Source organism: Verrucomicrobiia bacterium, assembly GCA_019694135.1.
Lineage (GTDB): Bacteria > Verrucomicrobiota > Verrucomicrobiia > JADLBR01 > JAIBCM01 > JAIBCM01.
Genome location: JAIBCM010000007.1, coordinates 14,675 through 28,644 on the forward strand (window position 1 = coordinate 14,675; position 13,970 = coordinate 28,644).

General features: G+C 42.6%; 12 protein-coding genes and 1 tRNA gene. 12 read left to right on the forward strand and 1 reads right to left on the reverse strand.

Annotated elements, in window-relative coordinates; translation table 11 throughout:
• Positions 1 to 6: 6 nt before the first annotated feature.
• Genes K1X66_09280 through K1X66_09325 form a run of 10 tightly spaced genes read left to right on the forward strand, consistent with a single transcriptional unit; the run spans position 7 to position 11,565 of the window.
• Complete coding sequence (locus tag K1X66_09280; protein MBX7158562.1) at positions 7 to 1,761, forward strand: pyruvate oxidase; 1,755 nt, start codon at positions 7 to 9, stop codon at positions 1,759 to 1,761.
• A gap of 5 nt (positions 1,762 to 1,766) precedes the next feature.
• On the forward strand, positions 1,767 to 2,882 hold the full coding sequence (locus K1X66_09285; protein ID MBX7158563.1) for a mandelate racemase: 1,116 nt from the start codon (positions 1,767 to 1,769) through the stop codon (positions 2,880 to 2,882).
• Positions 2,879 to 5,800 carry an FAD-binding oxidoreductase gene (locus K1X66_09290; protein ID MBX7158564.1) on the forward strand — a complete coding sequence of 974 codons (2,922 nt, stop codon included), beginning with the start codon at positions 2,879 to 2,881 and terminating at the stop codon, positions 5,798 to 5,800. Before K1X66_09285 ends, K1X66_09290 begins: the two co-directional genes overlap by 4 nt.
• Complete coding sequence (gene nhaA, locus K1X66_09295) at positions 5,797 to 7,143, forward strand: Na+/H+ antiporter NhaA (protein MBX7158565.1); 1,347 nt, start codon at positions 5,797 to 5,799, stop codon at positions 7,141 to 7,143. Before K1X66_09290 ends, nhaA begins: the two co-directional genes overlap by 4 nt.
• A gap of 18 nt (positions 7,144 to 7,161) precedes the next feature.
• The gene (locus K1X66_09300; protein MBX7158566.1) at positions 7,162 to 7,755 is read left to right on the forward strand and encodes a superoxide dismutase family protein; all 594 of its coding nucleotides are present in this window, start codon (positions 7,162 to 7,164) and stop codon (positions 7,753 to 7,755) included.
• 12 nt (positions 7,756 to 7,767) lie between these two features.
• Positions 7,768 to 8,781: an SDR family oxidoreductase gene (locus K1X66_09305; protein MBX7158567.1), complete on the forward strand. Its 1,014-nt coding sequence runs from the start codon at positions 7,768 to 7,770 to the stop codon at positions 8,779 to 8,781.
• A 31-nt stretch (positions 8,782 to 8,812) separates the two neighbouring features.
• Positions 8,813 to 10,279: a vitamin K epoxide reductase family protein gene (locus tag K1X66_09310; protein MBX7158568.1), complete on the forward strand. Its 1,467-nt coding sequence runs from the start codon at positions 8,813 to 8,815 to the stop codon at positions 10,277 to 10,279.
• A 15-nt stretch (positions 10,280 to 10,294) separates the two neighbouring features.
• Positions 10,295 to 10,837 carry a vitamin K epoxide reductase family protein gene (locus K1X66_09315; protein MBX7158569.1) on the forward strand — a complete coding sequence of 181 codons (543 nt, stop codon included), beginning with the start codon at positions 10,295 to 10,297 and terminating at the stop codon, positions 10,835 to 10,837.
• 2 nt (positions 10,838 to 10,839) lie between these two features.
• Complete coding sequence (locus K1X66_09320) at positions 10,840 to 11,178, forward strand: SPW repeat protein (protein MBX7158570.1); 339 nt, start codon at positions 10,840 to 10,842, stop codon at positions 11,176 to 11,178.
• Between the two features lie 6 nt (positions 11,179 to 11,184).
• Positions 11,185 to 11,565, forward strand: coding sequence for a sensory rhodopsin transducer (locus tag K1X66_09325; GenBank protein MBX7158571.1), 381 nt, complete (start codon positions 11,185 to 11,187; stop codon positions 11,563 to 11,565).
• A gap of 11 nt (positions 11,566 to 11,576) precedes the next feature.
• On the opposite strand, the gene K1X66_09330 is transcribed toward K1X66_09325, so the two are convergent.
• Positions 11,577 to 11,658: transfer RNA gene (locus K1X66_09330), tRNA-Tyr, on the reverse strand.
• Positions 11,659 to 11,780: 122 nt separating this feature from the next.
• Between K1X66_09330 and K1X66_09335 the strand changes: the two genes are divergently transcribed.
• Both K1X66_09335 and K1X66_09340 read left to right on the forward strand, forming a co-directional pair.
• On the forward strand, positions 11,781 to 12,497 hold the full coding sequence (locus tag K1X66_09335; protein MBX7158572.1) for an NTP transferase domain-containing protein: 717 nt from the start codon (positions 11,781 to 11,783) through the stop codon (positions 12,495 to 12,497).
• Between the two features lie 108 nt (positions 12,498 to 12,605).
• Positions 12,606 to 13,955 (forward strand): ATP-dependent Clp protease proteolytic subunit, encoded by a 1,350-nt coding sequence (locus K1X66_09340; protein ID MBX7158573.1) that lies wholly within the window; start codon positions 12,606 to 12,608, stop codon positions 13,953 to 13,955.
• Positions 13,956 to 13,970 lie beyond the last annotated feature (15 nt).

Genomic DNA, 13,970 nt, shown 5'->3' on the forward strand with positions numbered 1-13,970 from the left:
ATTCTTATGACCATGACAGCAGCAGATGTCTTAATCGAAACGCTTATTGAATGGGATGTGGATGTTATCTTTGGACTGCCAGGTGATGGAATTAATGGCATTATGGAATCGCTACGAAAGCAACAAGATCGCATTCGCTTTATTCAAGTGCGACATGAAGAAGCAGCCGCCTTTATGGCGTGCGGTTACGCAAAATACACGGGAAAACTTGGCGTTTGTTTAGCAACATCAGGCCCAGGGGGCATTCATCTGCTCAATGGTTTATATGATGCCAAACTTGATGGACAACCTGTACTCGCTATTACTGGACATCATTACCATGATTTGATCGATACCCATGCGCAACAAGATGTGGATCTCGATCGAGTCTATATGGATGTTTCGGTTTATAACACACGCATCATGGGACCAGAACATGTTGAAAATGTTGCTCATCTTGCTTGTCGCACCGCATTAGGCCGCCGCGGTGTGGCTCATCTTAATTTTCCTGTGGATATTCAATCATCGCCATTAAAAAAATCAGAACGTTCAAAACGAAATATCCCTAAACATAACACAAACGTATTCGCTAGCCGCATGGGATTGCCTACTGAAGAGGATTTACAATCGGCAGCGGAAATCTTGAATGATTCCAAAAAAATTGCCATTTTAGCAGGTCGCGGCGCTTTAAAAGCAACGCAAGAACTTATCACCTTAGCGGAAAAATTAGGCGCACCCATTATCAAAGCGCTCCTCGGCAAAGCCTGTGTTCCCGATGACAGCCCTTACACAACCGGCGGCATTGGATTATTGGGAACCAAACCGTCGCAAGAAGCAATAGAAGAATGCGATTGTCTTTTAATGGTGGGCACTTCCTTTCCTTATTTGGAATTCTTACCCAAACCCGGAAGCGCTAGAGGAATCCAAATCGATATTAATCCGACCCGAATCGGTTTGCGCTATCCTGTCGAAGTAGGATTAGTGGGCGATGCGCGAATGACACTAAAGCAGCTCTTGCCAAAACTCGGCAATAGTCGAAGTAAAAAATTTTTAGAAAAAGCTCAGGACGGCATGCAAAAATGGTGGGAAATGATGGAAGAACAAGGCACACGCATGGATCGACCAATGAAACCACAAGTAGTCGCCTGGGAATTAAGTAAGCGGCTTAATAACAATGCCATTATTTCTTCGGACAGTGGGACAATTGCAACTTGGTTCGCACGTCAAATCAAAGTCAAACAAGGTCAAATGCACTCACTCTCTGGCACTTTGGCGACGATGGCCAACGGTTTGCCTTACACCATCGCAGCGCAAATTGCTTATCCCGATCGACAGTGTATTGCGTTCGTGGGCGATGGCGGTTTTTCCATGCTCATGGCAGAATTAACTACGGCAGTAAAATATCAGCTCCCCATTAGAGTAGTCATTATCAAAAACAACACTTTAGGCCAAATCAAATGGGAACAAATGGTGTTTTTAGGCAATCCGGAATATGGGTGCGAACTTCATCCCATTGATTTTGCAATGTATGCCCGAGCCTGTGGTGCAACTGGTTTTACTATCGAAGATCCGAAACAATGTGGAACGATTCTTGATCAAGCTTTAGCCACGCCTGGACCTGCAGTGATCGAAGCCGTAGTCGATCCTTTTGAACCTCCTATGCCCGCGAAGGCCGAACCGAAACAAGCTATTAAATTTGCGGAAGCATTAGCCCGCGGGGAACCTCACCGCATGAAAATAGCGACAACCATTTTGGAAGATAAAGTGCGTGAACTGGTTTAACAGCCATGACACTTTTACCCAATCTTGTTGTTGCAACTTCCATCGAAAAAGTTGAAGTGGCCGCTTACCAAATTCCCACGGATTTTCCGGAATCAGATGGAACTTTAAAATGGAACGCCACAACCCTAATTTTAGTTACTATCACAGCAGGCGGGGAAAGGGGTTTGGGCTATACCTATGGCAATGTTGCTACGGCTAAAGTCATTCAAGACCATCTCATTTCATTGGTGATAGATCAAGATGTGAATGAAATTCCTGCGATTTGGTGTTCCTTAATTAGGCAAGTCAGAAATGATGGAACGAAAGGCATCAGCGCTATGGCAATATCCGCCATCGACATTGCGCTGTGGGATTTAAAAGCTAAATTGTTGAATCTGCCACTTGTTCATCTTTTAGGACAAATTCGAAAAAATATTTCTATTTATGGCAGCGGTGGATTCACTTCCTATTCGCTGAAACAACTCGAACAACAGCTTTCTTGCTGGATTGCGCAAGGCATCTCTTGCGTTAAAATGAAAGTGGGACGCTATCCGGAAAAGGATAAAGAACGCGTGGCCACGGCGCGTCATGTGATCGGACCCAAACCGCGATTATTCGTCGATGCCAATAACGCTTATCAGCAAAAAGAGGCATTACATTTTTTGCGCATTTTTTCGAACTATGATATTTCTTGGATGGAACAACCCTTATCGCATGACAACTTTTCTGGAATGCGTTGGTTGCGCGATCAAGTACCTGAAATTGAAATTGCAGAAGGAGAATACGGCTATGAATTATCATATTTTCGGCAACTTCTCGAATCTCAAGCGGTTGATGTCGTGATGGCCGATGTGACTCGTTGCTTAGGCATTACAGGTTTTTTAAAAATTAACGCGCTTTGCGAAGCTTATCATTCTCCCCTTTCCTGCCATTGCGCTCCCTCTTTGCACGTGCACTTAGGATGTGCTTTACCCCAGATTCAACACATTGAATATTTTCACGATCACTCTCGCATTGAACATATGTTATTTGATGGAGTGCTCGATCCCGTAGGTGGCACGTTAACCCCCGATCTTTCTCAACCCGGATTGGGTTTAACATTTAAACATACTGACGCGATTCAATATGCAATTTCATCATGAAAACATACCCCACTATCGATGCCGACGCATTAGCGAAACAACTCAAAAAAAATATTGAGGGAGAAGTTAGATTCGATGCCGGAAGTCGGGCGCTTTATGCCACAGACAGCTCCAACTATCGGCAAACCCCAGTAGGCGTCGTCATTCCCAAAAATAAGGAAGACATCGTTAAAACCGTAGCGATTTGTTATGAGCATCACGTCCCAATTACTTCTCGGGGTGCGGGAACTAGTTTAGCAGGACAATGTTGCAACGTGAGTGTCATCATTGATTTTTCGAAATATTTCAATCGCATTCTTGAAATCAATCCTGAAAAAAAATATGCCCGAGTAGAACCCGGCATTGTTTTGGACATCTTAAATCAAGCTCTTCAAAAGCATGGTTTGATCTTTGGACCCGATCCTGCCACCCATCACTATTGCACTCTGGGCGGAATGATAGGCAATAACTCTTGCGGAATTCACTCGGTCATGGCCGCATTTGCGGGAACTGGAGCGCGCACTTCTGACAATATTTTAGAATTAGAAATTTTAACTTACGACGGTTTAAAATGTCGCGTAGGAAAAACAAGCGATGCTGAATTAGAAAGTTGGATTAAAGGTTCGGGACGCGAAAATAAAATTTATCAAGATCTTATTAAATTAAGAAATAAATACGAAAAACTAATTCGAGAAAAATTTCCAAAAATTCCTCGTCGCGTTTCAGGTTATAATCTTGACGAACTTTTGCCCGAAAAAGGATTTCATCTGGCACGAGCGCTTGTTGGCACAGAAGGCACATGTGTCACGGTTCTCGAGGCTAAAGTTCAATTGATCGACAATCCCCCCATCCGTTCGCTAGCGGTTCTTGGTTTTTCAGATGTTTTTACCGCAGCGGATCAAGTAAAAGAAGTGCTGGAGTTTCACCCCGTGGGGTTGGAAGGGGTTGATGAAAAACTCATTGAAGGCATGAAAAAAAAGGGGCTTCACCCGCAAGATATTTCTTTATTGCCCGAGGGAAAAGGATGGTTACTGGTAGAATTTGGAGGTGCAAGCAAAGAAGAGGCCGACCAAAAAGCGCAACAATTGATCAATCACTATCAAAAGAAAAAAAAGTCGGTTACTACAAAATGGTATGACGCCCCTTTTTATGAGGAACACGTTTGGGAAATTCGGGAATCGGGATTAGGCGCTTCGGCTCGTGTTCCCGATGAAGCAGACACGTGGGAAGGTTGGGAGGATTCAGCAGTTCCTCCCGAGAAGATGGGCGATTATTTGCGAGATTTTCAAAAACTCTTAGACCGATACAATTATCAAGGTGTTTTATACGGCCATTTCGGACAAGGCGTTTTGCATACGCGCATTAATTTCGGATTAAAATCTCATCAAGGAATTAAAAATTATCTTTCTTTTACTAACGAAGCCGCTGATTTGGTGGTGTATTACGGAGGCTCATTATCTGGGGAACATGGCGACGGACAATCGCGCGGCGAACTTTTAGGAAAAATGTATGGCAGGGAATTGGTCGAAGCTTTTCGCGAATTTAAAACCATTTGGGACCCTGAAGGAAAAATGAATCCTCATAAAGTTGTGGAACCTTTTTCTCGTGATGAAGATCTGCGTTACGGCCAAACTTATGATCCACCACAATGGTCAACTCATTTTCAATATCCTGAGGACAAAGGAAGTTTTTCTTATGCCATGGAACGATGCGTGGGCGTTGGCAAATGTCGAAAAACGGATCAAGGCATCATGTGTCCCAGTTATATGGTGACGCGAGAAGAAAAGCATTCCACGCGAGGTCGGGCGCGATTGCTTTTTGAAATGCTTCAGGGAAAAGTGATTGGGAAAAAGAAATGGCGCGATCCCGCAGTGAAAGAAGCTTTGGATTTATGTTTGGCATGCAAAGGATGCAAGTCTGAATGCCCTGTGCAAGTGGATATGGCCACTTATAAAGCCGAGTTTTTTTCGCATTATTATCAAGGGCGACTACGTCCCTTATCGGCTTATGCCATGGGTCTGATTTATTGGTGGGCACGATTAGCGTCAAAATTACCGACCCTTGTTAATTTCTTTACCCACACTCAACCTTTTGAATTTTTTTTCAAAAAATTAGGAGGATTGGCTCCTCAAAGAACACTTCCCAAATTTGCTAAAGAACCGTTTCGACAATGGTTTTATCGACGAAAATCGGTTAATCTTAATAAACCTAAATTGATTCTTTGGCCCGACACTTTTAACAATTATTTTTTTCCCGAAACCGCTAAAGCCGCAGTAGAAGTTTTGGAATATATGGGTTACCAAGTCACTTTGCCCAAACGCACCTTGTGTTGTGGCCGACCGTTATACGATTTTGGAATGCTAAATTTAGCCAAGATGCTTCTTCGGCAAATTTTAGAAAATTTAGCTCAAGAGATTGAGGAGGGAATACCCATTATCGGTTTAGAGCCAAGTTGTGTAGCGGTATTTAGGGATGAACTTCGCAATTTATTTCCTCAGGATGAAAATGCAAAACGCCTTTCAAAAAATGTTTTTCTTCTAAGCGAATTTTTAGAGCAAAAAGCCGCCTCCTTTTCTTTCCCATTATTGAGGCGCAAGGCAATTGTACAAGGCCACTGTCATCATCACGCCTTAACCAAGTTAACTGATGAAGAAAAAATATTAAAACGTCTGGGGCTTGACTTTACTCTTCTAGATTCGGGGTGTTGTGGCATGGCGGGCTCTTTTGGATTCGAAAAAAAACATTTCGAAATATCCCAAGCATGCGGAGAACGGGTGCTGCTGCCCACTGTGCGTCAAGCAGATCCCGATTTTCTCATTATTGCCAACGGATTTAGTTGTCGCGAGCAAATTCAGCAACTGGCTCATCGCCAAGCCTATCATTTGGCCGAAGTTATTCAAATGGCAATCCAGCAAACGCAACCGGGGCGATCTTTATGAAAAAACATTCACGAAGTTTAGGAGCACGCTTGGTTCAAGCTAAACGCTCTTTTTTTGCTAAAAATATTGCACTTCCGGTTGATGATTTTATTCAAAACGAAACCATAAGCGGCGCTATTTTATTATTAGCGGCACTCGTCGCGCTTTTCTGGGCCAATTTGCCCGTAAGCTCGTCTTACTTTGAAATGCAAAAAATTCCTATTGTCTTTCAAGTTGGCTCTTTTGTTATTTCGGAAAATTTTAAATATTGGATTAATGACGGATTCATGGCGCTTTTCTTTTTTGTAGTGGCTTTGGAAATCAAAAGAGAATTCGTTTTAGGTGAGCTCTCAAAACTGTCTCAAGCCATTTTGCCTATTGTAGGCGCGCTCGGAGGCATGATTTTACCCGCAGTTATTTATCTCGCTTTAAATTGGCAAACTGATGGCATGCGAGGCTGGGGAATTCCCATGCCAACCGATATTGCTTTTGCCATGGCTATAATAAGCTTATTAAGCAAACGCATCCCTCAAGCATTGAGAATTCTGCTTCTGGCCTATGCAATTGTCGATAGCGTTGGAGCGATTTTGGTGATTGCCTTTTTTTACACGAAAACCATTTCCTGGTTAGCGATAGGGGTCGCCTTATTTTTTTTATTAATCATTTTAGGTTTATTAAAAATGGGAGTGCGAAGTGGACTAACTTATGTTCTTTTAGGATTATTTTTTTGGGGCGCTATTTTAAAATCAGGAGTGCATGCCATTATTTCTGGCGTGATTTTAGGTTTTTTTACTCCAGCAAAACCTTTTTTTAGAATTTCAAAATCAAAGCAAGGCATCAAGAAACAGTTGCCGCAACTCGACCAAGCTTTGCGCCATCATGATGAGGGAAAAAAAGATCTCATTTTAGGGCGAATAGAAGAATTAACAAAAGAAACGGAATCTCCTTTAGAACGATTAGAACGTTTATTTCATCCTCCTGTAAGTTATGTTATTCTTCCTCTTTTTGCCCTTCTCAATGCAGGAATAAAATTGTCAACTGATCTTATAATTCAAGCTTTTTCCAGCACGATTACCTGGGGAATACTCTTGGCTTTTATCGTTGGTAAAACTGTCGGAATTAGCAGCGCTATGGGAATCACAGTTCACTTTAAGATAGCCAAGCTTCCTAAACACGTTAACTGGAATCACGCCTTGGGCATTAGCCTTTTGGGAGGCATCGGATTTACTGTCTCTCTTTTTATCACTCATCTAGCTTTTTCTGAGGAAACTCTTTTACAACAAGCTAAAATAGGAATTTTAGTAGCTTCTTTAATCTCTGCGATAATAGGATTTTCTTTGATTCGTTGGAGAAAAAATAAATAAAATAAAGAAAGGAATAATATGAAAATAATAACTATCATAACTGCATTAAGTCTCACCTTGGTTTTGGGTTTAAATGGATGTAAGAAACGAGAGGTTTATGAGGAAAACACGCGTTTACAATCCCCTGCTCATTTAGAAAATGAGAATAATCCTTCTCCAAATCGTATTACCCAAGCTACTGCCACACTGTCTCCCACCGAAGGCAATCAAGTTAGCGGCAGCGTTAGTTTTACGCAAATGGACAATGGTGTCCAAGTCGTTGCCGATATTCAAAATTTAACTCCAGGCGAACACGGTTTTCATATTCATGAAAAAGGCGATTGTTCCGCCCATGACGCCAGCTCGGCAGGGGGTCATTTCAATCCTACAGACAAAAAACACGGAAGCCCCGACGATCCCGAGCATCATGTGGGTGATTTAGGAAATGTTGTTGCTGATAGCAGAGGCCATGCACGATTGAATCGGGTGTTTTCTTTTCTCACATTAAATGGAGTCGATTCTATCGCGGGCAAATCAATCATCGTTCACGCCGATCGCGATGATTTTGTTTCTCAACCTTCGGGCAATTCGGGTGCACGTCAGGCTTGTGGTGTGATTCAAGCTGAAGAATAACAATAAAGACTCATGAATCCGTCACATCAAAAGGAAGTCGTTGTTATAACAGGCGCTTCCGCGGGTGTTGGACGCGCCACGGTCCGAGAATTCGCCAAGCGAGGAGCTTGTTTGGGGCTCCTCGCTCGCGGCAAGGATGGATTGGAGGCTGCGCGTGAAGAGGCAGAAAAACTGGGAGGCAAAGCAATTGTTTGTCTAACCGACGTCGCTTCATTTGAACAAGTCAATCAAGCAGCCGAAAAAATAGAAAGGGAATTAGGTCCCATTACTCTTTGGATTAATAACGCTATGACTTCCGTTTTTTCTCCTGTTAAAGAAATGGAAGCGGAAGAATATCGACGCGTCACGGAAGTAACTTATTTAGGAGTTGTGCATGGAACTTTGGCAGCACTTCACCGCATGTTATCGCGTAATCACGGGGTCATTATTCAAGTGGGCTCAGCCTTAGCTTATCGTGGCATTCCTTTGCAATCGGCTTATTGCGCCTCCAAACATGCAATACAGGGATTTGTGGATTCGCTACGATCAGAATTGATCCACGACAAAAGTCGAGTGCGAGTGACAATGGTGCATATGCCAGCGCTCAATACACCACAATTTGGTTGGGTAAAAAGTCGTTTACCTCGAAAAGCGCAACCGGTTCCACCCATTTTCCAACCTGAAGTGGCGGCACGTGCGATTGTTTGGGCGGCGCATCATAAGCGAAGAGAAATTTTGGTTGGGTTGCCCACGATTAAAGCAGTTTTTGGCAATAAAATTTTCCCTGGCTGGCTCGACCACTATCTAGCCAAAAATGGTTACGATTCCCAACAATTCGATGGCTCAGAGGATCCTAGTCGCCCGCATAATTTATATCGACCGGTTCCAGGCGATCATGGAGCACATGGCGTTTTCGATGATCGTGCTCAATCTTTTAGTCCGACAAGTTGGATTAATCTTCATCGTAAAAAAATCTTTTTGAGCGTTTTAGGATTAGGAACAGTTTTAGGCTTGTCTTACTTAAAAAAACTAAAGCAAACGAAATAATTTTATGAAACAGGATTCTAATAAATCCAAAATGGATATGGCGGAGCGTGGTGTCACTCGACATGAAATGAAGAATAATCATGACAACCATTCCATGAGTGAAGAGCATCGTATAATGATGTTGACGCGACATCATCACCAAACGCAATGGGTTTACTGGGTGATTATTCTTCTCGGTTTTTGGATGGTGTTAAGTCCATTAACTTTTGATTATGGTAGGGGTTTAATCGCTCCCACTGGGAATCGAATTCCATGGCTTGATATCACGACGAGGGTAACTCTTTTAAAATGGAGCGATCTCATCTCTGGTTTGCTTATTATTATTCTCGGACTTCGCTCCTTAAAACCGAATCGCCCTGTCGAGTTATGGACAATTTGTTTCATTGGAATTTGGTTAAGCGCAGCTCCACTTCTTTTTTGGGCGCCTTCTAGCATGATTTATCTAAATGAAACTTTTGTCGGCATGATGCTGATTGCGCTTACCATTTTAATCCCAGGAATGCCCAATATGATTCACTACATGGAAATGGGCTCTGAAGTGCCACCGGGTTGGTCTTATAACCCTTCCTCTTGGGCGCAACGTTCTCTCTTAATCGCTTTAGGTTTTGCAGGCCTTGTCGTTTCTCGTTATCTCGCCGCGTTTCAATTAGGCTATATCGATAAGGTATGGGATCCTTTTTTCGGAGATAGTAGTCGTCTGGTATTGCATTCTAACATGTCAAAATCTCTTTTTATTTCTGATGCTGGATTTGGTGCGTTTGCTTATACGTTCGAATTTTTGATGGGCTGGATGGGTTCACCGTCACGCTGGCGCACCATGCCGTGGATGGTGACTCTGTTTGGCATCTTGGTTATTCCTTTGGGCCTAGTTCACATCTTTCTGGTGATTTCGCAACCGGTTGTAGTTGGGCATTGGTGCACCTTTTGCATTGTAGCCGCGCTAATTATGCTACCCATGATTCCATTAGAAGTGGATGAGGTAATCGCCATGGTGCAGTTCATGAGAAAATCCAAAAAAGAAGGTCAATCGTTATGGAAAGTTTTTTGGAAAGGCGGCACCCTGCAAGGCAGTAAAGAAAAAGATGAACGCTCACCACAATTAGAAAAGTTTTATGAAAACCCTAGAGAAGTTTACCAAGCTTCTCTGTGGGGAATGTCGTTTCCTCTCTCTTTATGGATAACAACCTCTTTAGGTTTATGGTTGATGTTTACTCCTTTTTTAATAGGTAATTCTCAAATAGCTGCAGATGTTGACCATCTTGCGGGCGCTTTGATCGTTACTTTTTCTGTAATCGCTATGGGAGAAACAATGAGAACAGGAAGATTTTTGAATGCGTTGCTTGGAATTGTGGTAATAGGATCCCCTTTTCTTTTTGATCACTACACGACTCTGGGTGCTATCAATGATATTATCATAGGTATCCTTATTATCATTTTCACAATTCCTCGAGGACCCATTAAGGAGAATTTTGATACATGGAATAAAATGATAAAATAATACAACAGTAACATTATGAACGATCCCAGCATTCCTCCCGATTGGGACTACAATCCCTCGGCTTGGCTGCAGCGCGTTCCTCTTATTATTCTCGCGCTAATCGGAACTGGTATAGCGCTTTATTTAACTTTTTATCAATTGCATCATTGGATTCCAACTGTTTGGGAACCTTTTTTTGGTAGAGGCAGCGAAATTATTCTCACTTCGCGAACTTCTTATCTTCTTCCCATTCCTGATGCCTTGCTGGGTATGGCTGCTTATTTGCTAGATGCCATCAGTGGTGTAATAGGCGGGATTCGTCGATGGCGCACGCTACCTTGGATGGTTTTGATTTTTGGTGTGGCAGTAGGCCCACTCGGTCTCGTCAGTGTCATGCTCGTGATCTTTCAACCCGTGCTTTATGACAGTTGGTGCACGCTTTGTCTTTTATCGGCTGTTATTTCTATTGTGATGATCGGTCCTGCCATGGACGAAGTGCTAGCCAGCTTACAATATTTGAAACAAAGCAAAAAAAGAGGTTATTCCTTTTGGCGCACCTTTTGGGGAGTCCAGAAATAATTATGTGGGCACAAATCATTAATATTCTGCTGGGTTTATGGTTAATGATAGCCCCAGCCTTATTAAATTATGAGGACCCGGCTCAAACCAATGATCATATTATTGGCCCTTTAATCACAACTGTTTCTCTCGTGGCCTGCTGGCAAATCATGCGAAGTTTGCGATGGATTAATTTAGTATTTGGCGTGTGGTTACTCTTATCGCCTTGGTTGCTCCATTATCCTCAAGTTTCAGCTATGATTCATAGCATGATGATTGGTGGGCTCGTGATTATTTTTTCGTTTCCTAAGGGAAAAATGAAACATCAAATCGGTGGGGGCTGGGCATCGCTAATAAAATAAAATATCATGAAAAAAAATATCGGCAAAAAATATTGGGCCATTGCGGAAGGTTACATTCCCGGAACAAGTCATGGTCCAGCACCACAAATGACGAGTCATGAAGCCATCTGCATTTTAAATGCTTCTGAAAAAAAAGCTTTAATCAAAATTATCATTTACTACTCAGATCGTGAGCCTGTCGGCCCCTACCAATTTGAAATTCCCGCGCGACGCACAAAACACATTCGATTCAATCATTTTTCTGATCCAGAACCTATCCCCTTTGACACCGATTTTTCCAGCGTCATCGAATCCAACGTCCCCATCGTTGTTCAACATACACGATTGGATTCTCGCCAAGCCGAAAACGCTTTGCTTAGTACGATCGCTTATCCTTGTGGTGATTAATATTATAAAACTGGGTAGGAGTGGATTCGAACCACTGAAGGCAAAGCCAGCAGATTTACAGTCTGCCCCGTTTGGCCACTCCGGAACCTACCCTTCAAAAATTCAAAGCGCACACTATGCAAATGATTTGAAGAAGGAACAAGAAAAAATCTTTTCTTCGTCTTAAGTCTCAGAAAGAATAGCTTAGATTAATTTTATTTATCCCTTTTTCAACCATGAAAGCTGTTATTTTAGCCGCAGGCCGAGGCACTCGCATGAAACATCTTACTGAAGAGCTGCCCAAACCCATGATTCCAGTGAGGGGTAAACCGATTCTAGAAAGGATTCTACAAGGCCTATCTTCTCAAGCGGGCGTGCGCGAATTTTTCATTCTTGTGGGATATCGCGCTGACGTCATTCAAAATTATTTTGGCAATGGCCAATCGCAAGGATGGAACATCACCTATGGCAAACAAATCGTGCAAGATGGCACGGGCAGAGCAGTTAATTACGCAAAGGAATGGATCGGGAAAGATCGCTTTTTTCTTTCTTATGGTGATATTCTTATCACTCCGCAAGAATATGCCAATTGCGCTCAAGCCTTTACGGAGGATGGCTTGATCACAGTAAAAAAAATGTCTGACACCAGTCAAGGTGGAGCCGTTGTATTTGATGAAAATTTTTATCTGAAAAAAATTGTAGAAAAATCAGCCTTGCCAACCCCCTCTTCCTGGTACAATACCGGCTTTTACGGATTCACATCGGAAATTTTTCATTACATCGACCAACTCAAAAAATCGCCTCGCGGCGAATATGAACTCACCGATGCTTTAAATAATATGGCTCAAAATGGCTTAAAGATTAAAGGTTTTGAGCTAACTTCCTTTTGGGCAGATGTTCGCGATCCTGAAATTTTAGAACAACTCAATCAATCTGCAGATTGGTACGAGTAAAATAAGCCAGCTTTTCGTTACCAAAAGCCAGAGACTTGCGCTACAGTCAACCCAATGCTACATAAACTTTGAATGCTAAAATACGCCCTTCTATTACTTTTATTGGGAATGAATTTTTCTCCGGCTCAAGTGCCTATTACAAATTCCGTAATTAAGCGAGTAGCCATCATTCCCATACAAGAAGATATTGAACCGGCTTTAGTTTATATTGTTCGACGCGCGATCAAAGAAGCGAAAGAAAAAAAAGCTGATGCAATCATTCTCCACATGGACACCAACGGAGGTCGTGTCGATTCCACCACGGAAATTATTAATATCCTTAGCCGATTCGAACCTCAGAACCAAACTTACACTCTCATCGACACAAAAGCTTTTTCAGCAGGAGCTTTTATCTCTGCTGCCACTCGCCACATTTACATGACGCCAGGTTCCGTCATTGGAGCAGCCACCCCGATTTTGTCCACAGGCCAGGAAATGCCTAAATCCATTGAAGAAAAAATGACTTCAGCAGTGCGAGCTTTGGTCCGCGCCACGGCAGAACGTCACGGGCATAACACAAAAGTTTTTGAAGCCATGATAGATCGCGATCAAGGCCTTACTGTCGATGGCAAAGAAATTGTGCCTAAGGGTAAAATTTTAACCTTAACCGCCCAAGAAGCCGAAAAAAAATATGGCAAACCACCGCGCCCTCTCTTATCTGCAGGCACTGTGGACTCTTTGGAACAATTATTAAAAACTATCGGAGCAGAACATGCCGAGCGCATTGAAATCCAAGCAACCGGTTTCGAAATATTAGCACGCTGGGTTGTAAAAATTTCTCCCATTTTATTACTCATCGGCATCGTAGGAGTTTATGTGGAATTGAAAACCCCCGGTTTGGGATTGCCTGGTTTATTCGCAGCTATTTGTCTTCTTCTCTTTTTCTTTGGCCATTATATCGCTGGATTATCCGGTCACGAAGCGTTTATCCTTTTTATTTTAGGCGTCATTTTACTATTAACAGAAATTCTCATTTTTCCAGGAACTATTTTACCCGGGGTTTTGGGCGTAGCGTTTATCATGATTTCCTTGATTTTGGCGATGGTGGATAAATATCCAGCCGATCCCATGATCCCTACCATCACACAACTTCAAACTCCGTTACTCAATTTTTCTATCGCACTTATTGGCGGAATCATTGTCATCGGTCTCTTGGCACGATTCTTACCGGCGTCTCCACTCTTCAAACGCTTGACTCTAGAAACCGCTTCCGGCACACAAACTCCTTTCACATTTATCTCGCCCTCGAGACAAATCGGCGAAACGGGTATCGCGCTAACCCCACTGAAACCTTCAGGAAAAGGTCAATTTGGTGAAACCATTGAAGAGATAACAAGCGCTGGCGAATTCATTGAAGCTCGCCAAACTATTCGCATCGTAGAAATTACCGATAACAAAATTATTGTAGAAAAAGTTTAGCATACTTAGAACTAT